Origin of the sequence: Arthrobacter rhombi, from assembly GCF_039526245.1 — a bacterium.
In the GTDB taxonomy this organism is placed as follows: Bacteria; Actinomycetota; Actinomycetes; order Actinomycetales; family Micrococcaceae; genus Arthrobacter_H; species Arthrobacter_H rhombi.
The window spans coordinates 108,519-132,627 of record NZ_BAAAIV010000019.1 but is presented as its reverse complement, the minus strand read 5'-3'; the positions used below and the strand labels follow the sequence as shown (position 1 = coordinate 132,627).

Sequence of the window (24,109 nt, the reverse complement as noted above, 5' to 3'; positions counted from 1 at the left end):
CAGGATATTGAGACACGGCACGCACAAGCGAAGGACCAAAAATCTTTGGGCCGTCGCAGGAGTTGGCAACTTCTCTATTACTGCTATTTCACTCGACTGCGTCTCTCATCAAACGAACATATGATGAGACGCCGAGATGGCAGCCACTCCGTCCTGTAAAAGGACGAGGGGAATGATGAGGGCCATAGGTCAGTTGGTAGCTTTTTAGGCCTTTACATGCTCTGCGTACCGCTCAAGCAGTAGTCTCTGTCGATCGAGTTCGCGGGCGTTCTCTTTCACACCGAAGTAATGCTCGACCCGCTTGTCGAGAACTCGGTGAGCATCCAGGAGATCCTTTGGCATTCTGTTCGAATCATAAAGGTCTTCAAGTGCTGTCCCCGGGTGGTTTGCGCGGACAGCTAGTACACCCTTTCCGGCCTCAACTATGGAGTTCCTCGCTTCAGGAACGGTGTTCCCTAAAGGAAAGTTGTTCCAGACAATCGTGTTGGAGAAACGATAGTCCGACTTGATTCGCCCCCCCACCATTCGTTGCCACACCAAGAACATAGAAGAGGAAATCAGCGAGAACAGGAAGCCATCAGGATCTAGGGCTGTGAAGTTCGCGTTGCTCGCAATCACTTCAACATCGAACCGCTGGACTGTGGCATATAGGCGGTTCTCAGTGAAATGCGACGGAATGCACAGGTAGGAGTCTTTTGGTTGGCGTATCTCAGTGAAGAGGTGTGGTGTTGATGCTTGTTTTTGAGTGGGAATCTTGGAGCTCTTGAGGCGCATAGTCCGGACTTTTGCAATGCGCTCCCGTAGGACCGGAGAGTTTTGGAGGTCCATCTCCGTCGCGTCGGTGAGCCAGAGGCACCAGCGTTCCTTGCCTCCTATAAGTTCATCGGCCCCAATGAAGGAGCGTAAGTACTTGGCGGCTATCGGGTCGGCACCAACCTCGTCATAGGACTCTTTCTTGACGACCAAATGGCCGCCATCGACCGGTTTGGAACCGTAAGTTACTTCCGGAAGTGAGCTAGTAATCGGCTTGGTACGTTTGCGAACAAGAACGTTGGGGCCGTCGACCAAGTAGGCATTGATGAATGTCACTTCATGGTGAATGATAGGGCCGCGGCCTTCGTTGTAGTCCCACAGCTGGGGTGTTGAGTCGCTCTTGTCGAATCCGACGATCACACAGTGGACTGCCGCTTTCCCCGATGCTTCTGATTCCCAGGGGAACGTTCGGTGGGCGAAGCGGATACGCCATCCATTCTGGAATAGAGGCCCGAAAAGCGCGGGAACTGGCTGGCCTTGGGAGATTGAGTTGGTGGTGACGAATGCGAATCTGGCGCCTGGAGCCGGTTCGAGGAAGCTCATGGTTTTGGCGTGCCATCCGGTGACGTAGTCGAGGTAGCCGTCGTAGTCACGGCCCCAAGCGAGTTGGAGGTCCACGGTCTGGTCATCGGTGCGTAGGGATGGTCCAACGTAGGGCGGGTTTCCGGCAACCACAGTGTCGTTGTCTGCTTCGAACAGCGTCTCCCAACCGAAACGCAGGGCATTGCCATTCGACGCGTTCTCGGCTGTTTTGGTGATGATGGTGGCCTGGTGGGCTATGGGTAGCCGTTGCGGGGTGTAGGCAAGCCGCGCTTCCAATTGGAGGTCGCATTGGCGTTCCATGAGGAACATGGCGGTTTCGGCGATCTTGGCCGGCCATTCATCGATCTCGATCCCATAGAAGTGGTCGAGTTCCACGACGGGCGTGGGGTCATCGATGCGGTCGACGTTGTCGGGTTCCCTGGCGGGGCGTGCTTCGCGGAGTGCGACGCTCAGTTGGCCGTTGGTGATCGCCGGTACACCAGTGCCGAGTTCGCGGAGTTTTTCCACGATAGCGATTTCTAGCAGTCGGAGTTCCCGGTAGGCGAGGATGATGAAGTTTCCGCATCCACAGGCCGGGTCCAGGAATTTGATGCGCCCGAGGCGGTTCCTCAGTTCCCTCAGGCGTCTTCGGGCATTCGTGGTGTCCGCGGCCCCGTCTGTGAATTCGGTGCGTAGTTCATCGAGGAAGAGTGGGTTGAGCGTTCGGAGGATGTCCCGTTCTGAGGTGTAGTGTTCCCCGAATTCGCGTCGCACCTCGGCGTCCCGGACGGATTGGAACATTGAACCGAAAATGGCCGGGGAGATTCCGGACCAATCCGTCGAGCAGGCGTCAAGGATGGCAGCACGAAGGTTTTTGCCGACGGGTGCGAGGGTGATCTTTTCCTTGAAGATGCCGCCGTTGACGTATTTGAATCCCTGCAAATGGGCAGGGATGCGCGCACCTTTGGCCGGTTTGTGGTCGAGGTAGGCAAAAAGTTCGGTGAGGTGTTCGGCGAGGTTGCTGCCGTCGGGGCGGGTGTGGTCGAGGATGAAGTCCTGGAAGACGTCCTTATCCCACATGCCGGTGTCGTCGCCGAACATGAGGAACAGGATGCGGGCGAGGGTGACGGAGATGTCGTGCTCCGGGGTGTCGACCTTTTCCAGCGCGTCATACATGGCGGCCATGAGTTTCGAGGCGCGCTTGGTTTCGCGTTCGGTTTCCACGTCGAAGGCCTGCTTGACCCGCTCGATGATCTCGGTCGCTCCGAGGTTTTCCCCGGGCTTGAGGGCGATCAGGTTCAGCCGGTCCAGCAGCTTCGGGTTATCCCGTCCCGCCACGTGGGTGTGGGAGGTCAGTCGGGTGGTGGTGGATCCGCCCTTGGCGGTGCGTGATGGCCACCGCCAGACCTGCTTGGTGTCGTTGTGGAAGATGACGATGCGGTCAACGCTCTGCTTGGCAATGGCCCGGTCGACGGCCGCCTGGGCGGCGGAGTTCGGCAGCTGTGGGGTGACCCACACCCGCAGGCCCCTGTAGGTCGAGACGTTGGTGGCGGTATGCGTCTGCCCGTCGACGTCTATGGACAGCGGGTTCAGGTCGGGTTTGGACCAGCGCAGGTGCTTGAGGAAAAGGTCCTGGTACTGGTGGGCCTCGACGAGGTCGAGGAGGTTGGTGGGCATTAGTCCTGGACTCCTAGTGAGCAGACGATCCTGGCCGGATCGTTTTCCGTGGTCTTGATGACGAGCTTGTCGTCCTCGTGCAGCTGGTTCAGTGTTTCGACCAGGTCCTCGTCGGAGGCCCGGTTGCGCAGCACTGCGCGCAGGCGCAGTTCCGCCTGGCGCTGCAGTGGTCGTTCATGGAGGGCGTTGAGTGCGTCCTCGGCTCCGCGCAGGAACAAGGTGCCCACGAAGCGTTCCCAGATCCGTTTGCGGACTCCCTTGAGGTTCCCCGCGGCTATTCCATCACTGGATAGCGGGCCGTGAACCAGGTGCTCGAGCCGCTCGTAGTGGTCCACGCGCTGGGGCACGGTGGGGGTTTCCGGTTCGGCCCGGAACAGCTTGAAGGCCTCATAGGGGGTGATGAGCCGTTCGCGTTCACGCAGCCCGTCGTTGCCGCCGCGCGAGAGCGCGAAAGCGTCAATCCCGGAGACGGTGTTGACGTAGCAGACGACCCCTCCCTGGGTTTCGTGCACATACCGGTTGCGGGTCGAATGGACCATGTCGGGCATGCCCATGACGCGGCGTGCCGCCTCGGAGTGGTTTTCCAGGGCATTGGACCAGACCAGCCAGGCCTCGCTGACGGCGTCTGCTTCTTCCTCCTCGGCCTCGTCTTCGGTGAGTTGGCCGTTGTAGAAGTCTCCGAGGAGCTTGATTTCCTTGTCCGTTCCGAAGAACTGCTCGTCCGATCCGAAGGCCTGGGCGGAGCTTTCAAGGCGCGCCTTGATCCGGATGCGCAGGCTGATCTGTTCCTCGACCTTTTCGTGGGAGACGAGGTAGACGTGGACGGTGTCGGATTTCTGGCCGATGCGGTCCACGCGCCCGGCACGCTGGATCAGCCGGATGATCGCCCATGGCAGGTCGTAGTTGATCACGATGTGTGAATCCTGCAGGTTCTGGCCCTCGGAGAGCACATCGGTGGCGATCAGCACGTCGATCGGGTCATCGATCCGCGTTTCCTCCGACTCCCCGGGCAGCTTGTTCGAGCCGGGCGAGAACCTGCGGGCGACCGCCCCTGGGTTGTCGGTGTCGCCCGTGGCGAGCCCGACGTTGTCGATGCCGGCCTCGGCGAGGGTGGTGGCAATGTATTCGGCGGTGTCCTTGTATTCGGTGAAGAGCAGGACCTTTTCCCCGGGGTGCTCGGTCCGCAGCAGGTCGATGACCGCTTTGATCTTGGAGTCCTTGGCCGGGTCCCACTCCCCGAAGCGTTCCAGCAGCCAGGTCAGGATGTCGTTGTCCTGGGTGAGGTCGGCGTGCAGGTCGCTGCTGAAGATGGTGGAGTTGATCCATTTCGTGGACGTGGGCAGCGTTTTTTGCAGGTGCGCATAGTGGGTGTCCCCGCTGCCGAACATCCCGGCGCCGCCTTCGATGTCTTCGTCGGTGGCACCCAGCTGGGCTTGGGTGAAGTTGCCCAGCGGGAGGGGCAGCTTGTTGTCGATGGCATGCAGGAAGAGCTGGTTGCGGGCGCGTTGGCGCTGCAGGGACTGGATGAAGGAATGGCCGGAGGAGGAAAGCCGCTTGAACAGGCCGGTGCGCACGAATCCGGCCACGTTGCCGCGGCCTTTCTTGATGTCCTCGAGGATTTCCTTGTCCTCGGTGCTGTGGCGTTTGCGTGGTGAATCATAGGAGGCCAACACGTAGCGCGGCAGCAGCAGTGACTTGATCGCGTCCAGTGTCTGGTCGTCCTCCATCAGCCGGGCCGGATCGTCGTCGCTGAAGGCGTGGCTGACCGGTTTGGAGATGCGGGTGGGGAAGAAGAAGTGGGTGCCGTCGGAGAACTGGAGGTATTCGCGCTCGACGGTTTCCCCTTCCGCGTTCTTCACTTGCTGTTTCTTGGCGGAGCGTTTGATGAAGGACCGGGTGCGCCGCACGAGGTGGTCGCTCATCAGCCGGCGCCAGTCCTCTGCTTCCTCGGAAAGGCGGAACGCTGCCAGCGTGTTGGTCTTGCCGTCGACCTTTTCCACGAGTTTGGTGTCCTTGGCCATCGCGGCGGTTGGCTCGATGCCCAGGTCGTCGTCTTCCGCCAGGTACAGGGCGATCTGGTTGGCGACGTCCTCGAAGGCGAGGTTGTAGGGGGTGGCTGTCAGCAGCAGGACCTTGGAGTCGTTGTCCCGCACGTAGGTGTGGATCGCCTCGTAGTCCTTGCGGGCGTTGTTGCGCATGTTGTGTGACTCGTCGCAGATCACGAGGTTGAAGCGCCGCAGTTCCGGCAGGTCCCGTGCCGCGGTGGAGTACGGGATGACCCGCCCGTTGATGTCATAGGCATCCAGATGCTCCTGCCACATTTTCTCGAGGTTCTTCGGGCATAGCACCAGGGTCGAGTAGTCCTCGGCGGTTTGGAGCATCATTGCCGTGGCCACGGCGGTGAGGGTCTTGCCCAGGCCCACGACGTCGCCGAGCATCGTGCCGCCGCGGCGGACGATTCGGCGGGCCAGGATCCGCACCGCGCTTTCCTGGTAGCCCAGCAACAGGTTCTGCATCGAGGGCGGCAGCACGTAGCCGTAGCCGCCGAGCACGTCTTGGGACATAGAGTGGCAGACCTTGAGGAAGACCTCGAACGGGGTCGGTTGCTTCTCGTCGGCCCACGACTCCTCGATGAGCTCGATGACCTGCTCGGTGACGTCCACGGTGTATTCGTCGTCCCAGTGCGTGGCAAACCAGTCAGCCAGCTTGTGTGCCGCGTCTTGTTCGAGGACGTCGATGTTCAGCTCCAGGTTCCGGAACAGCCCGGCCGATGTCAGGTTCGAGGAACCCAGGTAGCCCATGACCGGATATGCGAAGTGCCCCGGGTTGTGCAGGATGTAGGCCTTGCCGTGCAGCGGCCGTGTTGTGTAGACCTTGATCTGCACCAGCCCGGCAGCAAGCTGGCGCTTGAGTCCCCGGAGCGCTTCCTGTCCCGCCGTGGTGGAGAGCCCCCGCATCAGCTGGTCCCTCAAGTGACTCACCAGATGCGCCGCCCGCTTGCCCGCCGTTTCGAAATCGTGCAGCCCTGCATGCGGATCGGGGCGCGCCACCTGCTCCTGCAACGTGGTGAGCATCGCTGCGGCGTCCGAGGGGGCAACCATGCCCACCAGGATCCTGGCCACCGGGTTCTGCGGGTTCGCATTACTGGCCTTGGCATCAACGAGTGGGGTGAAAGCACCCCATCCCCGCAAGTCGAAATACCCGGTCGCCACATCGAGGCGCTGGTGTTCCGGAAAGGCTTCCAACAAGCTGCCACCGAGGGTGCGCCCCTCGGCGTTGTCCAAAATCTTCGGCATGCTCTCCCCCAGTTGTATTTGATCCCGAATGCATTACCCGCACCAGGCATTCACGCGGGGACCAAAGATCCACTCAACGACAGGAAAGCTGCTGCCTTGTCATCCTAGCGAAGAGGCCTAAGCGGGTAATGACATGGGCCTAGCTCCAAATCGACTCATGCCACCGCTACCCTCTTACCAAGTCCGGCGGCTCGAACCCGTCGATGACACACGACTGGGCGTGCCGGACAACAATCGGCATATTTGTTGGCTCGATATCCGGTTCCGCGGTTAAGGGCCATCCGGAACATATTATTCAAGGATATGTATTGACTCTGGGGGGAAAATGACGAACATCCATGTCCAGCAAGCAATGGGCCTTCTCAGCGGGGGCCTGGACGACTTCATCACCGACAAGATTAGACCGCTCATCGGGGACCTCGAGTGGCCGTCCGTGCTGCGCGAGTTGGACAGCATGCGTGGCAAGGTCGGATGGACCTATACACGCAGAGACGTGGCCTTGCAGCTACGAATGCTGACAGAGCGCCTGGGCAATTTCGGATACCCCTTCGATGCGGGGGACAAGAGCCGCACATTGAGCTCCTACGGGTCCGTCCTGCGCATCGTACGTAGACGGTGGGCCCACAACGAGGATTTCGGGACCTTCGACTCACTCACCGCGGTGGACACCGTGCGCACCGTCCTGGTGCACATAGGCGATGAAGCCCGGGCGGCTGAAGCCGCAGCGCTGCGAACTTCCCTGCTCTCGGAACTCGTGGAACCCGCAGACGAAAGACCTGAGCCTGCCGATTCCAGCAAGGCGGAAGAATCCGCTTCGGCCGGGCCGGCCGAAAGTGGTTCCCCTGCCGGACCGGCAAAGGAAACCCCGCTGTCAGGTGCCACCGCGTGGGAACCATGGAATGTCGCAGTCATAGGAGAACAAGCCGATCTTGATTCCCTGCGACCCACGAGGGTGAAGGAAATGGTTCGAAGCCTCATCGAGGAGGTCGCAGAGACCGAAGGACCAATCCACAAGGAACGGCTGGCCAGGTTGGTTGGATACGGTTTCGGCTTCTCCCGGCTTTCCGCAGCCCGGATCAACCGCATTACCAACCAAATCGTTCATGCCGCGGTCTTCGTAGACGACTACGGTTTCGTTTGGCCAGAAGGCATCGATACTAACAAGTGGCTAATCCACCGCACCAGTACCGAGGTGCAGCGCAGGTTCGAAGACATCTCCCCGATTGAGATCGCCAACGCCGCGACTGCGCTCTATAACGCCGATTCAAGCCTCTCCAAGGCGGACCTGCGTCATAAGGTCCTCAAGCAGTTCGGACGGAAGAAGAAAAGCAAAGGATCCGATGCCCAGCTTGGGCTGGGCATCTCCCACGCCATTAGCAGTGGTCGAATCCCGGCCTCGTTCTAATCGCGCGCCAAGGGGGTCAGCTGGATCCATCGCTACTACCTACTGATTGAAGGACCGTTCATGGATTCCTCCTCAAATCATCTCGCCAGCCTTATGCAAGATCCCGTGGTGGCAATACTGGTCCTGCTCGCCCTTCTCCTGGGACTTTTCCTAGGTCACGTTATTTCCCGTAGCCACCCGGGAACCGATAGGCTAGACACCGGCGCTGTGTCCCGGACAGCGGCCCAGAAACCACCTGCCTCAACCCGGGCCGCTGAAAACGTGACAGAGCCACCGCCATCGTCGCCGAAGCCCAAACGAGAACCAGGACTCGATGAACCACCTGGACTTAAGCCAAGCGCCGTGCCTCTGCATCCCGTGGCTACAACTCCCGCCAGTGCAGTAAATGCCGTTCCGCCTCCCAAAGCGACAGAGCCCGGGCTGGACCCCAGCGTCACTGCAGGGGCCATTATACGGACCCGCACAGGAGTGAACCCGGGCAAGGGAAAGCTCCGAGATCCTTATGAGAGTGCGGAACGGCGGTGGCCGGCGGAGGAAGCAAGCCAGGCGGTGGCACTGTATCGGTCCGGCAAGTCAATCATCCAGATTGCCGGCATCATGGGCATCGACCAAAAGCAGGTGTCCATCTGCTTGATCCGGACTCTCTTCAATTTCACCGGCGAGATCGACGATGTCAGGGCCTCGCCCAGGAACGGCAAACGCTATACCGACGAGGAAATTTCGAAAATGGAAAGCTATTTTGACGCAGGGGTCCAGGTCCAAGAAATTGCCATTGAACTACAACGCACCGTCTTGGGTGTCGGCCGAAGGATGATCGATCGTCGAATGCTTTAAACACGATCACGAGAAAACCCCGACCGACGCTAAGGCTTGAAGCCGCGGACGACGGTGCTCAAGCTGGCATCCCATCGAATTACTCAATTTCACCGACTCGGTACGCGAAGCCGAGAGCGGGTAATGCGGGGGAATCCGTGCGTAAAGCGTTCACCACCTTCATCGACAGACTCCGGCGGCTGAGGTACCAGAGGATACGTCGAATATACGGTAGGCGGAACAAGCCATGATGGGCGGAAGATCCTAATTCAGGTACTCTTCAAGTTCGCGGACGGACCAGTCGTAGCCCGTTCCAGTAGAGATCCCGTCGGACTCGTCCCAGAGGTCAATTAGCTCCTCGATGGCGTCCTCGGGTACTCGCATAAGGAGAGCATCATCTAGAACGTAAGGCGAGTTCTTGGGCGTGATGAGGTCCCATCCACCGCTGTCCCTGAACGTCCACGGTTGACCGTCGGGCAGGGATACAAGCGATACGACAAAGTCGTCCTTCACCACCGCAAATACCTCGTCGTTCATGAGACTCCTTCGCTCAACTGCAAATATATCGTCGGTTACGGTGTGCCCGCTGATTATATGGTCCTCGGGCAGTTGGAACCCCGGAATTCCACTGTCCTGACACGCGAGCCCCGGATCGCCTCACCCAGGTTCATGGCCCTAGCGCAAGGAACACGTCCTGCAGTTCTTGCGTACAGGAAAGTCACTCAGCACCGGCACCATGGGAGTATCCCTGGGGCTGTCATTGAGGTGACGAGCAGGCTCGTTGGTTCGGCCTTCCGATCATCAGCGGTGTGGCGTTTTATCAGCACCTGCGGCCTGTCTCCGTAGGATCGGGGATACGCAGTCATCGGAGGGGGAACAGTGGGAAGAAAATCAGGCGCCAAACGGAAGCGGTTGAAGGCCGTAGCGAGCCGGGATGGGTTGCGGATCGTCATTGCCACAACGCCGTCGTCCCACGCTACAGGCGTCGATTTGGCGCACGACCTCCAGCTCATCCGCTCGGCATTGCTTTATGCAGACCAGGTGGAACTCATCAGCCCGAGCGTGACCATGCTCGAGGGCATGCGCCAAATCCACAGGGGTGGACCTGACGCGTTGATTGCGTTGGCCACAACTTTGGATGGTGACACTTTGGCACAACTCGGCGGCGGAGACCCGGCTCAGCTACAAATGCTGATGCAACGGATAGCCGATTACCAGGGTCTCAATCGCGTGCAAAAGCGGAATTTGCCCCCACAGACCCGCTTGCAATACGAGGCGATGTTGGATCACCTGAGGGCCGCCATGGCTTCGTCTGACACTTCTGGGCTGGAACGACAGGCATCGAGCTCCGACCTACTGGAAATCGATGAGGCTCTTGAGTCTGGATTGCTCCATGTCAATCACGGTGTTTCGCAGGTGTTCGGCGATGATGATTTCGGTGAATCCTATGGTGCGATGCTGCGCGAGCTCCTCACGGATGGACGCTCACTCTTGCTGGATGAACAGGTCAGCAAGGTCGTTCGCGCAATGATCCGCGAAGGAGTCGTTGAGGTTACCCCTATGACTGAGGCGCGCTCGATAAAAGCAAGCGCTGGAACGTCGATGATCGCTCAGCTGCCAGCTTTCCATCAGGCCGAAGTAGGAAAAATCCTTGAAGTGCGAAGCGACTTGGATCGGGAGCTATCAAGGTATCGACGCGGGATACGCGAGTATGCAAAGAAACTCGACTCGTCTCCCTTTACTCCTGAACTCCAGAATGAGCTGCACGACATGTGGCTGGAAGAAATACAACCGGCAGTTCGCGAAATCCAGGCAAAATCGGGCCGCAAGGCCATCGCAAAAAATACCCTTTGGGAGGCTGCAGCGTCCATGAAGTTCGCGGGCCTAGAAGGAGCTGCCTCTCTCTTGCACTTCCAAGGTCCTGTGCTGGGGTTGGAAGCAGCAGCTGCAACAGCGGCAGCGGCCGCAACAGCAGTTGGCGGCCTCGGAGGCCCATTTGTCAAAGCTATCCGCGGAGCTCAGGAAGCGAAGGAACATGACCTCTTCTACCTTGCTTCGCTGGACAATGCCTTGTAGCCGACGTTTACTACCACCCGGTCCGTCGGAGCGGCCGTCCCCGCGGTGCCAGATAGGAGTGGCTGGCGGCAGGTATGTCTGGTGATCGCAGTCCTGTGAACGGGTTAGCCGGTCCAGGGGGCCGGGCTCCCCTCACTAAGACGTTTCGGTCTCCGCTACGTCCAACGCCGATAATTCCCTGATATGTCAGCCCAGGAGAAGACCAGGCATCCCAGAGCCCTCGCCTCTACGTACCGTCCACTCATGCCGCGTCTTTCATGACGGGGTATATGGCAGAACTGCCGGCAACACGGACCCCGGCCCTCCACACGCAGAAGAGACGATTCCCGAGCGGCCTTGGGGATGGGATAGGTTGCTGGTATGGCGCGTGATCATGCTTCCAGAGCCGAGTGGATGCTCTTGTACCGGCGCGGACTCGAGCCCACAGACATCGCACGGATCTGCCACACACTGCCATGGACCGCGGAGTCATTCATCCGGGAACAGCTCAAACGCGACCCGACTCTGTTCGACACCCGGCTGTCCCGGTGCCGGGAGCCATCCCTGCCGGTCTTCCGGAACGAAGACGCTATGCAGGGATGGGAAGGCAATCGACTGTCCCTCTCCGTCTTCGTCGAGACACGAGGAAGATTTCCTCGGCGGTCTGCGGACACGACCACGACCTCCGGAGCGCTGGAGGTGTTCCTGTACCACTGGGCCCGTGCTCAACGCAGCCAATCCGCTGCTGGCGACCTGACGGCCCGTCAGGAGCGCCAGCTGGAGTCCATACCCCGGTGGACCATTCTCGGACGCGACCAACTCAACGCCAAACACTGGGATGAACGACTCGCGGCCTGCAGGGTGTTCATCGAAAAACATGGGCGGCTCCCGGCATACCGGGACGGGACAACCGACCACGAGCGCAGCCTGGGTTCCTGGTTGAGCCGGCAACGATCCCGAGGACGTCGTGGCGTTCTGCCTATGGCTCGGGCCAATGCTCTTGACGGTTTGCTATCGAAGTTCAGCAAGAAGCGCTCCGGTTCCCGGGCTCCATATTCTCCTGGATAGCTGGCGACGGATTCGGGAATTCGACTACCACCTCTCGACGCCTGCGGCGTGAATATGCGGCGAATGGTGCAACCGATGCAGTTTCAGCACCATAGCATCGCCATGCAGCGCGACCACCACAGATCCCCGTCCAGCCGCCGACGACCGCTCCGACGTGCTGAACCTCGACGGACTGCTGAGTGCGCCCGAGCTCGAACTGCGCGACAAGGTCCGTGCATTCGTCGATGCACGGATCCGCCCGAACATCGCCGCCTGGTACGAGGACGCGCATTTCCCGGTCGAGATCGCCCGTGAAATGGGCGAGCTCGGCCTGCTCGGCATGCACCTGGAGGGCTACGGCTGCCCCGGCCGCACCGCCGTCGAATACGGCATCGTCGCCATGGAACTCGAGGCCGGGGAGTCCGGACTGCGCACGTTCGTCTCCGTCCAGGGCTCGCCGGCCATGTCCGCCATCCACAAGTGGGGGTCCGAGGAGCAGAAGAACAACTACCTGCCCGGAATGGCGGCTGGCGACATCATTGGCTGCTTCGGCCTGACCGAGCCCACCGCCGGCTCCGACCCGTCCTCGATGGCCACCACCGCCACCGAATAGGCCGACGGGTCCTGGGTCCTCACCGGGGACAAGCGCTGGATCGGACTGGCGTCCATTGCGCAGATCGCCGTCGTCTGGGCCATGACCGATCAGGGCGTGCGCAGCTTCCTGGTCCCCACCGACACCGAGGGGTTCACCGCCACGCCGATCGAGCCCAAGCTGTCGATGCGCGCCTCCATCCAGTGTGACATCGCCCTTGAAGATGTCCGCCTGCCCGCCACCGCGATCCTGCCCGGCGCCAAGGGGCCGCGCAGACGGTTCTCCTGCCTGAACGAGGCCCGCTACAGGATCATCTGGGGCGCCATGGGAGCCGCCCGCGACTCCTTCGAGGCCGCACTGGCGTACTCGAAGGAGCGGATGCAATTCGACAAGCCGCTGGCGGCGTACCAGATCACCCAGCAGAAACTGGTGGACATGCTCCTGGAGATACAGAAGGGCACCCTGCTGGCCATCCACACCGGACGCCTCAAGGACGCCGGCACCCTGGAGCCCGTCCAGATCTCGGTGGGCAAGCTCAACAACTGCCGCGAAGCCATCCAGATCTACCGCGACACCCGCGCCATCCTCGGCGGCAACGGCATCACCCTGGACTACTCACCCCTGCGCCACGCGAACAACCTGGAATCCGTGCGCACCTATGAGGGCACCGACGAGGTCCACACCCTGATCCTCGGCAACCACATCACCGGCACCCCCGCGTTCCGGTAGGTCGCCAGCATGGACATCGAGAACCTTTTGGTCATCGGCTCCGGCGCCATGGGCTCCCAGATCGGACTCGTCGGCGCACTGGCCGGCTACGACATCACCATCCAGGACGTCAGCACCACGGCATTGGGCAAGACCAGGGAGGCCTTGTCCGGCGCCAGCCGAAAAAGCGAACTTTATCTGAAGTGGCTGCCTAGTGCGAGAGGGTGAGGGCACAGGAAGTCGGGGGCTAGACTCCCTTGAAAGCAAGGATCGAATCACAGGGGGCTTACAGGTGGGAAATGGAACGAGCGCTGAGGAAACCGCCGTATCGACGGACGAAGAATTTGTCATTGCCGTGCTGGGCGTTATTGAAGTCCACCTAGAGCAGCAGCAGGAAGTCCTACGTCTAGCGCAATACGTGGATGCAAACAGCGTTTCTTTTTCCGGACGAAAAGAACACGCGAGATCAGTCATCAAACGCTCCTTCCCCGCCGTCGATGACAGCGTTTTCGAAGACGTCTGGCAAAAGCTCAGCGAACTTACGGATCGTGCTGCGTGGACAGATGACAGTGCCACAGCCGATACAGAGGATGCAGCGACAGACGAAATCGCGGCTGAGAAATTGTCTTCAAACGAGGCCGAGGGAGAGCCCGAGGAAGTCGAACTCGACGCCGACGGCGAGAGAGACGTTGAGAGCCAAAGCAGCAGTGACACCTCCACTCCCGCGGGTGAAGATATCAGCAAGAAGATTTCGGAAGTACTGAATGAATCGATGGAGCGCCTGAACTCGAAAGCATCACCAGCATATGTCTTGCGGGTTCTGGAAGAACTACGGCAACCAAGCGAACCGCCCACCAACCGGCTCTTCGCTTCTTTGCTCACATCTCTGGTTAGCGATCTCGAAGTTTTCATCGCGAACCTCTATCGTCTCCTGCTCGAACGCCATCCGGAGAAGGTCGAAGGTGGTCAGCAGTTCTCTTGGAACGACATCAACCAGCACTCTTCACTGGAAGATTTCAAAGCCAGCATTTTCGATAAGAACGTTGAGGGCCTGTTGCGAGGTTCTTATGTGGACTGGGTCCACGCATTCGAGCAATTTGGTGTGAGGAGCTCCGCGAGCACCGGGTCGGAACAGCTACTAGAAGTGATACAGCGGCGTCACGTGATCGTGCACAACGGTGGCCAGGTTTCGAATCAGTACTTGTTGCGAGTCCCTAAGCAGTTTGCTAACGCGCAAGTCGGAGATCAGTTGAGTGTAGACCTGCCGTATCTCCTCATGGCGGCGGACAAAATCCTTGTAGCCGCTACCAGTTTGGCCCTAGTCAGCGCTCATCTTGAAGTAACGAATCCCGATGCGAAAATCTATCTTGAGAACCGTGCATCCAAAGTTATGTATGAATTGCTGCGCGACGGCCGCTACGAGCCTATTCGCGACCTTACTGGCGATCTCAACCCTCGGAAATTCGAAGATCCAGCCGCGGGGCACATGTGGCGCACGAACGGCTGGCTGGCACTGAAACGGCTTGGTAAATTCGAGAGATGCCACAACGAAGTGATGCAATGGAAAACCAATGACTTGAGCCCGCAATTTCAGTTGGCAAAGATGGCTCTCCTCGGCGATCTCGACGAAACTTTAAAATTGCTAGAACGGATCCGGGGTACAGACTTCCTATCGGAGATGTCGTGGCTCGAATGGCCCTTGCTCGAAGAACTTCGCGTATACAAAATGCTCAGCGGTGGGAACGCCAAAATCGTCGTAGAACGAGTGCCGGATGACCAGGAAGGCGAAGACAGGTAATAGGGAGATCACCCGACGGCTTATCGTTTCCCCTGCATCAGTGCTCAAGGCAGGGTAACCGATAAGGTCCCGAAGCAGCCAGATGGGCTACAGCAAACGCCGACGGACCCAGGACTACAGGGCAGAACCGTCCCTCGACACGGAGCGTCGTTTCGTTGATGGTGTCCGTCGAATTCGGGTTTCACTGCGCCGTGATTGAGCCACGCGCGACGAGCCCGACCGAGGCGGAGGAGAAGTCTCCAACTAAGACTATACCGTCCTTCAGGGACTCAGTCAGCGCTAGCGGAGTGTTCCAGAGCCGCCGGCCCTGACCGTTGCCCACCGGGTGATCGGGAAGGACATACTTGCCGTCCTCATAAGTCAGCGTGCCGATATCTTCCCAATCGGTGGCCGTGAACGCGACGTGGGACGCACCGATTCCAGCGGCCTCACGAGTGCGGATACCACGTCGGAGTGTCCGCACCGCGTCCTTCCTAAACGCGGTCTGGTGCACCCCGGACGTCGCCAGCAGGCCGACCAGTTCCTCACCGTCCTCGTCGATGCTGCCGTTCAGCAGTAGGTCATCGAGCCCGAGCGCGAGCTCGTAGAGCATCTCGCCTTGGAGGATCTGCCCGAACTTCTGACCGCCGTCCTGCAGCTACTGCTTCGGCACGGTTGGCACGTAGGCGACCGTTGCGAAGGATCTGGCCTGCCGCGTGAATGCCAGCTCCGACTCAGGCTTCTCGGCGTTGCGGGCCACGGTTGCCGCGGCGTTCGTGCAGCCTGTCTGCTGGAGGTAGCTCACCGACGACGGGCCGGTCCGCTCCGTTCTCTTACGGGACAATCGGGACATCGCAGTCTGAAGAGGTTACTTTCGCCGCTCCATACCATCGGTTAAGCACCCAACCAATGGTATGGAGATCGCCTACTATCGGTTAGCTACGCCTCGGGTGTCGCCTGCACCAGCGGCGTAACCGTCGCCACGGCCACCTCGACGCCAGCCAGGTAAAACGGCTCCAGCTGTTCCTCGGTCGCCGAATCATCGGTGACGAGCGTCCACCCTTCCGGCAGTTTCGCCCACGCGTGGAACGGGGCAGCACCGAGCTTGGAGGCGTCGGCCAGCACCACGACCTCGCGGGCCTGCCGGCACATCATTTCCTTGAGCCGTGTCTGTTGCAGGTCGGCCTCGCAGATCGAATCCACGGCCACACCGTCGGCTCCAAGGAACACCCGGTCGAACGTCATGCGCTCCAACGCCGCCTCGGCCAACGGTCCGACGAACCCCTGGCTGGGATGGCGCAGGGTTCCGCCCAGGCATTCGACGTGAATGGCGTCGACGTCTGCCAGTTCCTCGAGCACAGCGAGGGACGTGGTGGCGACCGTGAGGGAGATGTCGTGTTGCAGCTCGGTGGCCAGCGCTGCGACCGAGGAGCCGGCGTCGAGGAGGATGGATTCGCCGTCGTGGATCAGGGTCCTGGCCAGACGGGCCATGGCACGCTTGGCGGCGGCGGCCTCCTGGTTGCGCTGGCGGAACGTGGATTCCCCACCGTTGCCGGTCAGCGCCATGGCGCCACCGTAGGTCCTGGCGATCTTGCCCTCGCTCGTCAGCCGGGCGAGGTCGCGTCGGATCGTGGAGGCGGTGACGTCGAAGCGTGCCGAAAGTTCCTCGACGCTGGTCAGGCCGCTGGTGTGGGCCAGGAGCACGATGTCTTCCCTGCGCTGGCGTGCGCCGATGGACATGGTCGCTCCTGTTCCGCGCCGGCCGGCCATCAGTGGACCGGGCTCGGCGAAAGGTTGGTGGCCTGGTGAAGTGCTTCGATCATGCTACCCACCTCCACGACCCCGGTCCCGGCAATGTCGAATGCGGTGCCGTGGTCCACCGAGGTGCGGATGACCGGAAGCCCGACGGTGATGTTCACGCCGGCTTCGATGCCGAGGACCTTCACGGGGCCGTGCCCCTGGTCGTGGTACATGGCGACGATGAGGTCATAGTCCCCCCGGCCGGCCAGGAAGAAGGCGGTGTCCGCAGGCAGCGGGCCGATGGCGTTGATCCCGTCCGCCGTCAGCACCTCCAGCGCCGGGATGATCTTTTCCTCTTCCTCGCCGTAGCCGAAGAGGCCGTTTTCCCCGGCATGCGGGTTGATGGCGCACACCCCGATCTTGGGGTTCGCAACGCCGGAGCGGACGAGGGCCTCGTGCCCGCGCCGGACGGTGCGCTCCACGAGGCCGGGTTCGATGCGGGCGATGGCGTCGATGAGACCGACGTGGGTGGTCACGTGGATGACCTTCACCTTGGGGGTGGAGAGCATCATGGACACCTCCTCGACACCCATGAAATGCGCGAGCAGCTCCGTGTGTCCGGGGTAGATGTGCCCGGCACTGTGCAGGGCCGCCTTGTTCAGCGGTGCGGTGCAGATGCCCTGGACATCACCTGCCATGCCGAGCTCGCAGGCGATGCGGATGTAGTGGTAAGCAGCGTTGCCTGCTTCTGGGGATTCGCGGCCCCAGGGCAGGTCTTCCGAGAGCAAGTGCGGGTCGATGACGTTGATGGTGCCGGGGAGGAAGACCGCCTCGGAGACCTTCTCGATTTCCACGATGTCGGCGGTGACACCGAGGGCCGCGGCACCGAGGCGGAGGCGGTGTGTGTCGCCAATGACGACGGGGCGGCATTCGCGGTAGGCACGCTCGTCCAGCAGGGCGCCGACGGTAACTTCCGGGCCAACGCCGGCGCCGTCGCCCATGGTGACGGCGATGAAGGGTCGCGGATCGGTGGTGGTTGCTTCCATGGGATCTCCCGGAGAGGTGGGGGCCCCGCGCAGGGCGCGGAGCGTTTGGATGGCTTCTGTGAGGACGGTGGAGGTGCCGAACGTGCCTGGCTTCGCGGCGACCATTCGGCCGTCGTCGGCGCGGGAGATGACGACACCGTGTTGGATTTGCTGCAGGGGTGCGAGTTCGTTGATGCCCAGGCGTTCCAGGACGGCGCGGGCGGTTTCGCCGCCGGTGAGGACCAGGTCGGCGTCGGGCGAAGCTGCCAACGCGGTGGCCACGGCTGCCTGCATCTCGGCATGGGCGTCAGCCGGGTCGTGGAGCGTGGTGGCGTCCGCCACGAGGGCCGCCGTGGAACCAGAGCCCAGGATGGGCGCTGCGGCGTCCGCCTCTGCGGCCGGGAACACGGGAATGCCCGCTGCACGCAGGTGGCTGATTTGTTCGGCGGCGGTGGTGCTGGCCGAGCCGACGACGGCAAGGATGGCCCGTTGTGGTTCCGAGGAGTCCGCCTGGAGTATCGCCGGCAATGCCTTCGTAGCCGACAGCATGGCCTGCGCGAGCGAGCGGGCCAATGCGCCCGTGCCCACCAAGGCCACCGGACGGGGGTTCCCTCCGTCCGCGATTTCGGTCAAGGCCCCGGCGACGGCATCCAGGTCGGCTATGGTTTCGCAGTCCACGATGACGGCATCGGTTTCCTGCAGCGCCTCGGCCAGGTCCCGGCGAAGGTTCCCGCCCCGGACCTGGTCCACGCCCATTCCCACACTGGAAAGCCCTCCGATCGCCTCCTGGACGGTGGCCGGTGCGCGGCGGTTCTCCACGTGCCACAGCCCAGAGCCGGCGAGCGGCTGCCCGCCTACCAGCGGGATCCCCTGGGCGACCGTCCGCCCGTGTTCGGGCAGCGCGTCGGCGACGACCAACCGGTAGCCGGCGGAGTGGAGGGCTTCGAGTTCGGCGGCAATGTTTCCGCGCCAGAGCGAGTCGATCTTCTTGAACAGCACCGTGCCCGCGGCAATGCCGGGGGGCAGCAGGGCGGTCACGGCCCGGTGCGCCTCGTGCGCAGGGAGCTGGCGCGAATGGGTGTCGACGACGAGGACGTCCGCCGCGCTTTCTGCCGCCGCGGCGGGGTCCGCGTCGTTCAACCGGATCACAGTGAGCGCACCGGCATCGTGCCATTGTGCGGCGACCTCGGTGGCGCCGGTGAAGTCATCGGCGATGACCAGAACGTGGTGCATATACGTTTCCTCCTCCCCTCATCATGTGGTCTGTATGTGCTTCTGGTAGCCATCATGACACGGAATGCGCGAATCACGCTACATGTATTGCGCACAACGCGCAGATATGGCAGAGTGACGGGCACAACATCTTCTGGGCAGTTGCCGCTCGGCTTCATCGGCCGCAACTGCCCGCATCACCCGCTGGACTTCCCTTCACGAACCGAGAGGTCGATGATGACCGTTCCACTCACCGGACACACCGTGTCCCGCCGTCAATTGCTGCGTTGGGGCGCGGCAGGCGGACTGCTGCTGGGCGTGGGCTCCACCACCGCCTGCGCGGGCCCCACCGGGTTGCCGGGGCCGGCGACCCTCACCCTGGCACTGAACCGTTCGCTGGTCAGCCTGGACAACAAGCTCAACCAATTCGATGCAGCAGTCACCGTCCAGCGCGCGGTCCGGCAGGGCCTGACCGAGATCGGGCCGGACATCAAGCCGGTGCCCGTGCTGGCCGAACGCTTCGAACTCACCGCCCCGACCCGGTGGACCGTGACCCTGCGCAAGGGCATCCAGTATTCGGACGGCACCCCGGTACACATCGAGGACGTCGCCACCGCGCTGAAGATGTACGAAAAGGTCCAGGGATCCTTCGTCGCCAGCTTCTTCCCCGAATTCCCGACAGTGGTCGCGAAGGACGAACGCACCTTCTACCTCGACACCGAACGCCCCGTGCCGATCATGGATGCGCTCATGGCGTTGATCCTCATCACCCCCGCCAAGGACAACAAGGCGGCGGAGCTGCAGACGGGCGTCGGCACCGGGCCCTACACCGTGGAGAGCTTCAACCGCGGCGCCGGCACCTACTCCCTGGTCCGCAACGAGAAGTACTGGGGCGAACGCCCGGCGATCGAGCGGGTCAACGTCCGGTTCCTGCCGGAGGAATCCAGCCGGGTCATCTCCCTGCGCTCGGGCGAGGTCGACGTCATCGACTCCATCTCCCCCGACTCCGGCGAGCAACTCGCCGGGTTGCCGGGTGTGGCGATCGACCGGGCGTCCAGCCTGCGGCTGAACCAGATCTTCTACAACTTCCGCAAGCCGAAATCCCACCCGCTCTCCGACCCGAAGGTGCGCCGGGCCCTCTCGATGGCGATCGACGGCAAGTCACTGGTCCGCGACGTCCTCATGGACTCGGTGACCCAGGCCGAAGGCGTGACCCCGTCCTCGCTGTTCGGCTACTCCAAGACCGGTGACTACGTCTACGACCCCGCCGAGGCCAAAAAGCGGCTCACGTCGCTCGGGGTCGACAAGCTGACACTGAAGATCATCTGGGAGACCGGTGAGTTCCCGGCGGACACCTCCATCATGGAGGCCCTGTCCGACATGTACGCGGACATCGGGGTACGCACCCAGCTGCAGCAATTCGAACCCGGCGGAAACATCCTGCAATGGCGCCAGGGGAAAACCGGCGACTGGGACCTGCTTGGGAACGGTTTCTCCAGCCCCACGGGCCTGGCCATCACCATGCTCCAGGGCATGTACGCGGGGACCCCTGCCAAGGAAAAGACCCGCGACACCTATCAGGGCTACGTCAACGAGGCGGTGGCCGCGAAGATCGCCCGCGCGGCGTCCGAGGTGGACGAGACCAGGCGCAACCAGCTGCTGGCCCAAGCCCAAAAGGCCGTCTGGGATACCTGGCCGTGCGCGTGGGCGTTCGTCCCCAAATCGGTGCTGGCCCGGCGCGAACGCGTGGACCACCTGGCTCTCTCCTCGGCCAACTCCTATCCTCTCTCCGCCGTCACGTTGGGGGCCTGACCATGCTGACCTACCTTCCCAAACGCATTGGCCAAGGACTGCTGACCGTGTTCCTGACGGTCTCCACGGTGTTCCTGCTGATCCGCATGGCCCCCGGCGATCCGGCGGCCGCGTATGCCGGCCCGCTGGCGACCAACGAACAACTCGCAGCGGTCCGCGAACAGTTCGGCCTGGACCGTCCGCTGCTGGCCCAATACTGGGTCTTCCTCCAGCAGCTCTTCACCGGCAACCTCGGTGAGTCCTACTCCTTCCAGGCGCCCGCCGCCCAGGTGGTGCTCGAGCGGCTTCCCTACACGCTGACGCTCGCCACGGCGGCGATCGTGCTGGCGGCGGTCATCGCGATCCCGCTCGGCGTGTGGATGGCCCGGCGCACCGATACCGGCCGCGAGCTCGGCGTGAACATGCTGACCATCACCGGCCAGTCCATGCCGGACTTCTGGACCGGCATCATGCTGCTCACCGGCTTCTCCGTGCTGCTGCCGATCTTCCCCTCCTCCGGGTTCGCCACCTGGAGCGGTCTGGCCCTGCCGGCGATCACCATCGCCATCCTGCAGGTCGCCCTGGTCTCGCGCATGGTCCGCCGGGAGATGACGACGAACTTCGCCGCCCCCTACCTGACGGTGGCCCGCTCCCGTGGGGTCAGCGAGGGCCTGCTGACCTGGCGCTACGCCATGGGCAACGCGGCGATCCCGGTGTTCACCGCCCTGGGGACCCGCTTCGCCGCGATGCTCAACGGCGTCGTCGTCGTCGAGGTCGTCTTCGCCTGGCCCGGCGTCGGTTCGCTGATCGTCCGGGCCCTCGAGACCCGCGACTACCCCCTCATCCAGGCCGCCGTCCTGATCACCGCGCTGCTCGCCGTCGGCGTCCAGCTGCTGATCGACCTGGCCTACCCGCTCCTCGATCCCCGCGTTCGACTCGGAAAGGCGGCCACAGCATGAGCACCACCACCACTCCCCCCGCCGGGACCACGGCCCCGACCGGGGCGCGCCCCAGCGGCATCACCGCCCGGGACCTGGCCACCTCGGCCGCCACCCGGCGGTCCCGCTCCACCCGGATCAAGCTCTGGATCGGATCCATCTGCACGCTGGTGGTCTTCCTGCCCATCGTGCTGGCACAGGTCCTGCCACTGGCCGACCCGAACGCGCAGGACCTCTCCCAGCGCCGACTCGCACCGCTAGTGGCCGGGCACCTCTTCGGCACCGACCAGCTCGGCCGCGACCTGCTCTCCCGGGTCCTGCACGGCGGACAGGTCTCCCTGACCATCGGCGTCCTCGCCGTCGTCGTCTCCGGTGCCATCGGCATCATCCTCGGTGCGGCCGCCGGCTTCTACGGCAAATGGGTGGACATCATCATCTCCCGCGTCCTCGAGGCGCAGATGTCACTGCCCCTGCTGATGATGCTGCTGTTGGTCGTCGCGCTCTTCGGCCCGTCCATCCCCGTCATCACGTTCGTCATCGCCATCGCCCAATGGCCCGAAGTCGCCCGCCTGACCCGCTCACTGGTGCTGGTTGAACGCGAGAAGCCGTACGTGTCCGCGGCCCGCATCCTGGGCCTGCACAAGATCCAGATCCTGATCCGCCACGTCATCCCGAACGTGTTCAAGCAGGCCTCCCTGGTGGTCCTGCTGCTGCTGGCCCAGGCAGTGCTGCTCGAGAGCGCACTTAGCTTCCTCGGCGCCGGCCCGCAGCGACCGTTCGCCACCTGGGGCCGGATCATCTCCGACGGCCAGGACTACGTCACCACCTCCTGGTGGATGGTGACCCTGCCCGGCCTGATGATCGCCCTGCTGGTCATCGGCGTTAACCTGCTCGGCGACGGCCTGCGTGACCGCAAACCCCGCGCCAAACGCACGAAAGGAGCGACCCGATGAACGCACAGCAAGAAGCGGCCGCGGCACCCCCGCTGCTCGAGGTCGAGGACCTGGTCGTCGAGCTGATGACCGATAACGGCATTGTCCGGGCCGTGGACGGGGCGACCTTCCGGGTGGGCCGCGGCGAGACCGTGACCATCATCGGCGAATCCGGGTCCGGCAAGTCCACCACCGCGATGGGCATCCTGCAGCTGCTGCCGAAGGACCTCGCGGTACTCTCCGGCACCGTGCGCGTGACCGGCCTGGACGTGCTGGGGAACCGCAAGGCCATCAACAAGGTGCGCGGACGAAAAGTCGCCCTCATCCCCCAGGACCCCATGACAGCGCTCAGCCCGGTGCTGTCCATCGGCAGCCAGCTGGTGGAGGCCATCCGGATCTCAGGACACACCACCGGCCGGGCCCAGACCGCCGAACGGGCCGCCGAACTGCTGGCCTCCGTCCACATCCCCGACCCGCCGTCCCAGCTGAAGAAGTACCCGCACCAGCTCTCCGGCGGCATGCTCCAACGCGTGCTGATCGCCATGGCGCTGGCCAGCGAACCGGAACTGCTGGTCGCGGACGAGCCGACCTCTGCCCTGGACGTCACCGTGCAGGCCGGGATCCTGGACCTGCTGATGGAGATCCAGGAACAGCGCGGCACCGGCATCCTGATGATCACCCACGACATCGGCGTCGCCCGCCTGGTCTCCGATACGATCCACGTGATGAAGAACGGGCAATTCGTCGAATCCGGGCCTGCCGCCACCATCGTGGATTCACCCCGCGAGGACTACACCCGCAAGCTGCTCGGTGCCATCCCGCAACTCGGGCCCTGGGACGAAAGCCCCGCCGAAGGTGCCGGGCCCACCGCACTGGACCCCGCCGTCGACCACTTGCCGCAGGAGGCACACCGTGACTGAGCCGTTCCTCACCGTCGAAAACCTCACCGTCGACTATGCGACCAAGGCCGGGCCCTTCCGGGCCGTGGACGACGTCTCCTTCAGCGTCGGGCGCGGCAGCACCCTGGCCGTGGTCGGCGAATCCGGTTGCGGGAAATCGACCATTGCCAAGGCGGTCATGCGGCTGCTGCAGCCGACCGCCGGGCGGATCGTGCTCGACGGAACCGACCTGGTCCCGCTGAACGATGCGAAGCTGCGGCCGCTGCGCAAGCGCTTCCAGATGGTCTTCCAGGACCCCTACGGTTCCCTGGACCCGCATCTGAGCGCCGAGGACATCGTCACCGAACCGCTCAAGATCCAGGGCGTCCGCTCCGCCGCCGAGCGCGGCGCCGAGGCCCGCCGGCTGTTCGACCGCGTCGGGCTGCCCGAGTCCTCGCTGGAACGCCGGGCCAACGAGTTCTCCGGCGGACAGCGCCAGCGCATCGGCATTGCCCGCGCCCTGGCCTCGAAGCCCGACCTGCTGGTCTGCGACGAGGCGACCAGCGCCCTCGACGTCTCCGTGCAGGCCCAGGTCCTGGAGCTGCTGCACGAGATCCAGGCCGACACCGGCATCACCTACGTCTTCATCTCCCACAACCTGGGAGTGGTGAAGGAGATCAGTGATGAGATCGTGGTGATGCGCCAGGGTCGGATCGTGGAGGCCGGCACCACCGCCGACGTCCTGGCCACCCCACGCGAGGACTACACCCGGCGCCTGCGCCGGGCCGCACTGGATCCGGCCGCGATGGAGGGGGTCAAACCCCGCCATCTGGTGTCCTCGCTGGCACTGAAGACCCCGGCCTGAGCCCCGCCCCCTGCCCGACCGAC

The 24,109-nt window shown here is 62.7% G+C and carries 17 protein-coding genes and 1 pseudogene; 12 read left to right on the top strand and 6 right to left on the bottom strand.

The window, feature by feature from the left end:
* Positions 1 to 204 precede the first annotated feature (204 nt).
* Together ABD088_RS14805 and ABD088_RS14800 are read right to left on the bottom strand one after the other, a co-directional pair.
* Positions 205 to 3,012 carry a class I SAM-dependent DNA methyltransferase gene (locus tag ABD088_RS14805; RefSeq protein ID WP_343902732.1) on the bottom strand — a complete coding sequence of 936 codons (2,808 nt, stop codon included), beginning with the start codon at positions 3,010 to 3,012 and terminating at the stop codon, positions 205 to 207.
* Positions 3,012 to 6,308: a helicase-related protein gene (locus ABD088_RS14800; protein ID WP_343902731.1), complete on the bottom strand. Its 3,297-nt coding sequence runs from the start codon at positions 6,306 to 6,308 to the stop codon at positions 3,012 to 3,014. Before ABD088_RS14800 ends, ABD088_RS14805 begins: the two co-directional genes overlap by 1 nt.
* 325 nt (positions 6,309 to 6,633) lie before the next feature.
* On the opposite strand from ABD088_RS14800, the gene ABD088_RS14795 reads away from it, so the two are divergent.
* Complete coding sequence (locus ABD088_RS14795) at positions 6,634 to 7,713, top strand: DUF3320 domain-containing protein (protein ID WP_343902730.1); 1,080 nt, start codon at positions 6,634 to 6,636, stop codon at positions 7,711 to 7,713.
* 468 nt (positions 7,714 to 8,181) lie between these two features.
* Positions 8,182 to 8,547: an RNA-binding protein gene (locus ABD088_RS14790; protein ID WP_343902729.1), complete on the top strand. Its 366-nt coding sequence runs from the start codon at positions 8,182 to 8,184 to the stop codon at positions 8,545 to 8,547.
* A gap of 243 nt (positions 8,548 to 8,790) precedes the next feature.
* Here ABD088_RS14790 and ABD088_RS14785 read toward each other — a convergent pair whose 3' ends face one another.
* On the bottom strand, positions 8,791 to 9,063 hold the full coding sequence (locus ABD088_RS14785) for a hypothetical protein (RefSeq protein WP_343902728.1): 273 nt from the start codon (positions 9,061 to 9,063) through the stop codon (positions 8,791 to 8,793).
* Between the two features lie 453 nt (positions 9,064 to 9,516).
* On the opposite strand from ABD088_RS14785, the gene ABD088_RS14780 reads away from it, so the two are divergent.
* From ABD088_RS14780 to ABD088_RS14765, 5 genes and pseudogenes are all read left to right on the top strand, one after another.
* Positions 9,517 to 10,602, top strand: a complete 1,086-nt coding sequence (locus ABD088_RS14780; RefSeq protein WP_343902727.1) for a hypothetical protein — start codon at positions 9,517 to 9,519, stop codon at positions 10,600 to 10,602.
* Between the two features lie 360 nt (positions 10,603 to 10,962).
* Positions 10,963 to 11,649 carry a Helicase associated domain protein gene (locus ABD088_RS17285; RefSeq protein ID WP_372710974.1) on the top strand — a complete coding sequence of 229 codons (687 nt, stop codon included), beginning with the start codon at positions 10,963 to 10,965 and terminating at the stop codon, positions 11,647 to 11,649.
* A gap of 154 nt (positions 11,650 to 11,803) precedes the next feature.
* A pseudogene (locus tag ABD088_RS14775) lies at positions 11,804 to 12,949 on the top strand (acyl-CoA dehydrogenase family protein).
* Positions 12,950 to 12,958: 9 nt separating this feature from the next.
* Positions 12,959 to 13,156: a 3-hydroxyacyl-CoA dehydrogenase NAD-binding domain-containing protein gene (locus ABD088_RS14770; RefSeq protein ID WP_343902726.1), complete on the top strand. Its 198-nt coding sequence runs from the start codon at positions 12,959 to 12,961 to the stop codon at positions 13,154 to 13,156.
* A gap of 64 nt (positions 13,157 to 13,220) precedes the next feature.
* Positions 13,221 to 14,726, top strand: coding sequence for a hypothetical protein (locus ABD088_RS14765; protein ID WP_343902725.1), 1,506 nt, complete (start codon positions 13,221 to 13,223; stop codon positions 14,724 to 14,726).
* A 181-nt stretch (positions 14,727 to 14,907) separates the two neighbouring features.
* On the opposite strand, the gene ABD088_RS14760 is transcribed toward ABD088_RS14765, so the two are convergent.
* The 3 genes from ABD088_RS14760 to pdxA form a co-directional block, all read right to left on the bottom strand.
* Positions 14,908 to 15,363: a phage major capsid protein gene (locus tag ABD088_RS14760; protein ID WP_343902807.1), complete on the bottom strand. Its 456-nt coding sequence runs from the start codon at positions 15,361 to 15,363 to the stop codon at positions 14,908 to 14,910.
* 281 nt (positions 15,364 to 15,644) lie between these two features.
* Complete coding sequence (locus ABD088_RS14755) at positions 15,645 to 16,445, bottom strand: DeoR/GlpR family DNA-binding transcription regulator (RefSeq protein ID WP_343902724.1); 801 nt, start codon at positions 16,443 to 16,445, stop codon at positions 15,645 to 15,647.
* 29 nt (positions 16,446 to 16,474) lie between these two features.
* Complete coding sequence (gene pdxA / locus ABD088_RS14750; RefSeq protein WP_343902723.1) at positions 16,475 to 18,703, bottom strand: 4-hydroxythreonine-4-phosphate dehydrogenase PdxA; 2,229 nt, start codon at positions 18,701 to 18,703, stop codon at positions 16,475 to 16,477.
* A 213-nt stretch (positions 18,704 to 18,916) separates the two neighbouring features.
* On the opposite strand from pdxA, the gene ABD088_RS14745 reads away from it, so the two are divergent.
* The 5 genes from ABD088_RS14745 to ABD088_RS14725 are packed head-to-tail and all read left to right on the top strand — an operon-like array spanning position 18,917 to position 24,086.
* Positions 18,917 to 20,494, top strand: coding sequence for an ABC transporter substrate-binding protein (locus ABD088_RS14745; RefSeq protein ID WP_343902722.1), 1,578 nt, complete (start codon positions 18,917 to 18,919; stop codon positions 20,492 to 20,494).
* Positions 20,495 to 20,496: 2 nt separating this feature from the next.
* Positions 20,497 to 21,432, top strand: coding sequence for an ABC transporter permease (locus tag ABD088_RS14740; protein ID WP_343902721.1), 936 nt, complete (start codon positions 20,497 to 20,499; stop codon positions 21,430 to 21,432).
* On the top strand, positions 21,429 to 22,364 hold the full coding sequence (locus ABD088_RS14735) for an ABC transporter permease (RefSeq protein WP_343902720.1): 936 nt from the start codon (positions 21,429 to 21,431) through the stop codon (positions 22,362 to 22,364). Before ABD088_RS14740 ends, ABD088_RS14735 begins: the two co-directional genes overlap by 4 nt.
* Positions 22,361 to 23,263: an ABC transporter ATP-binding protein gene (locus ABD088_RS14730; protein WP_343902719.1), complete on the top strand. Its 903-nt coding sequence runs from the start codon at positions 22,361 to 22,363 to the stop codon at positions 23,261 to 23,263. The genes ABD088_RS14735 and ABD088_RS14730 overlap by 4 nt, the downstream gene beginning before the upstream one ends.
* Complete coding sequence (locus tag ABD088_RS14725) at positions 23,256 to 24,086, top strand: ATP-binding cassette domain-containing protein (RefSeq protein WP_343902718.1); 831 nt, start codon at positions 23,256 to 23,258, stop codon at positions 24,084 to 24,086. The genes ABD088_RS14730 and ABD088_RS14725 overlap by 8 nt, the downstream gene beginning before the upstream one ends.
* Positions 24,087 to 24,109: the final 23 nt, after the last annotated feature.

Bases quoted from the DNA above. Each gene is read 5' to 3' on its own strand.
- ABD088_RS14785 (WP_343902728.1), bottom strand. From the start codon at position 9,063: ATGAACGACGAGGTATTTGCGGTGGTGAAGGACGACTTTGTCGTATCG.
- ABD088_RS14735 (WP_343902720.1), top strand. From the start codon at position 21,429: ATGAGCACCACCACCACTCCCCCCGCCGGGACCACGGCCCCGACCGGG.
- ABD088_RS14755 (WP_343902724.1), bottom strand. From the start codon at position 16,445: ATGTCCATCGGCGCACGCCAGCGCAGGGAAGACATCGTGCTCCTGGCC.
- ABD088_RS14805 (WP_343902732.1), bottom strand. From the start codon at position 3,012: ATGCCCACCAACCTCCTCGACCTCGTCGAGGCCCACCAGTACCAGGAC.
- ABD088_RS14795 (WP_343902730.1), top strand. From the start codon at position 6,634: ATGACGAACATCCATGTCCAGCAAGCAATGGGCCTTCTCAGCGGGGGC.
- ABD088_RS14740 (WP_343902721.1), top strand. From the start codon at position 20,497: ATGCTGACCTACCTTCCCAAACGCATTGGCCAAGGACTGCTGACCGTG.
- ABD088_RS14770 (WP_343902726.1), top strand. From the start codon at position 12,959: ATGGACATCGAGAACCTTTTGGTCATCGGCTCCGGCGCCATGGGCTCC.
- pdxA (WP_343902723.1), bottom strand. From the start codon at position 18,703: ATGCACCACGTTCTGGTCATCGCCGATGACTTCACCGGCGCCACCGAG.
- ABD088_RS14800 (WP_343902731.1), bottom strand. From the start codon at position 6,308: ATGCCGAAGATTTTGGACAACGCCGAGGGGCGCACCCTCGGTGGCAGC.
- ABD088_RS14730 (WP_343902719.1), top strand. From the start codon at position 22,361: ATGAACGCACAGCAAGAAGCGGCCGCGGCACCCCCGCTGCTCGAGGTC.
- ABD088_RS17285 (WP_372710974.1), top strand. From the start codon at position 10,963: ATGGCGCGTGATCATGCTTCCAGAGCCGAGTGGATGCTCTTGTACCGG.
- ABD088_RS14745 (WP_343902722.1), top strand. From the start codon at position 18,917: ATGATGACCGTTCCACTCACCGGACACACCGTGTCCCGCCGTCAATTG.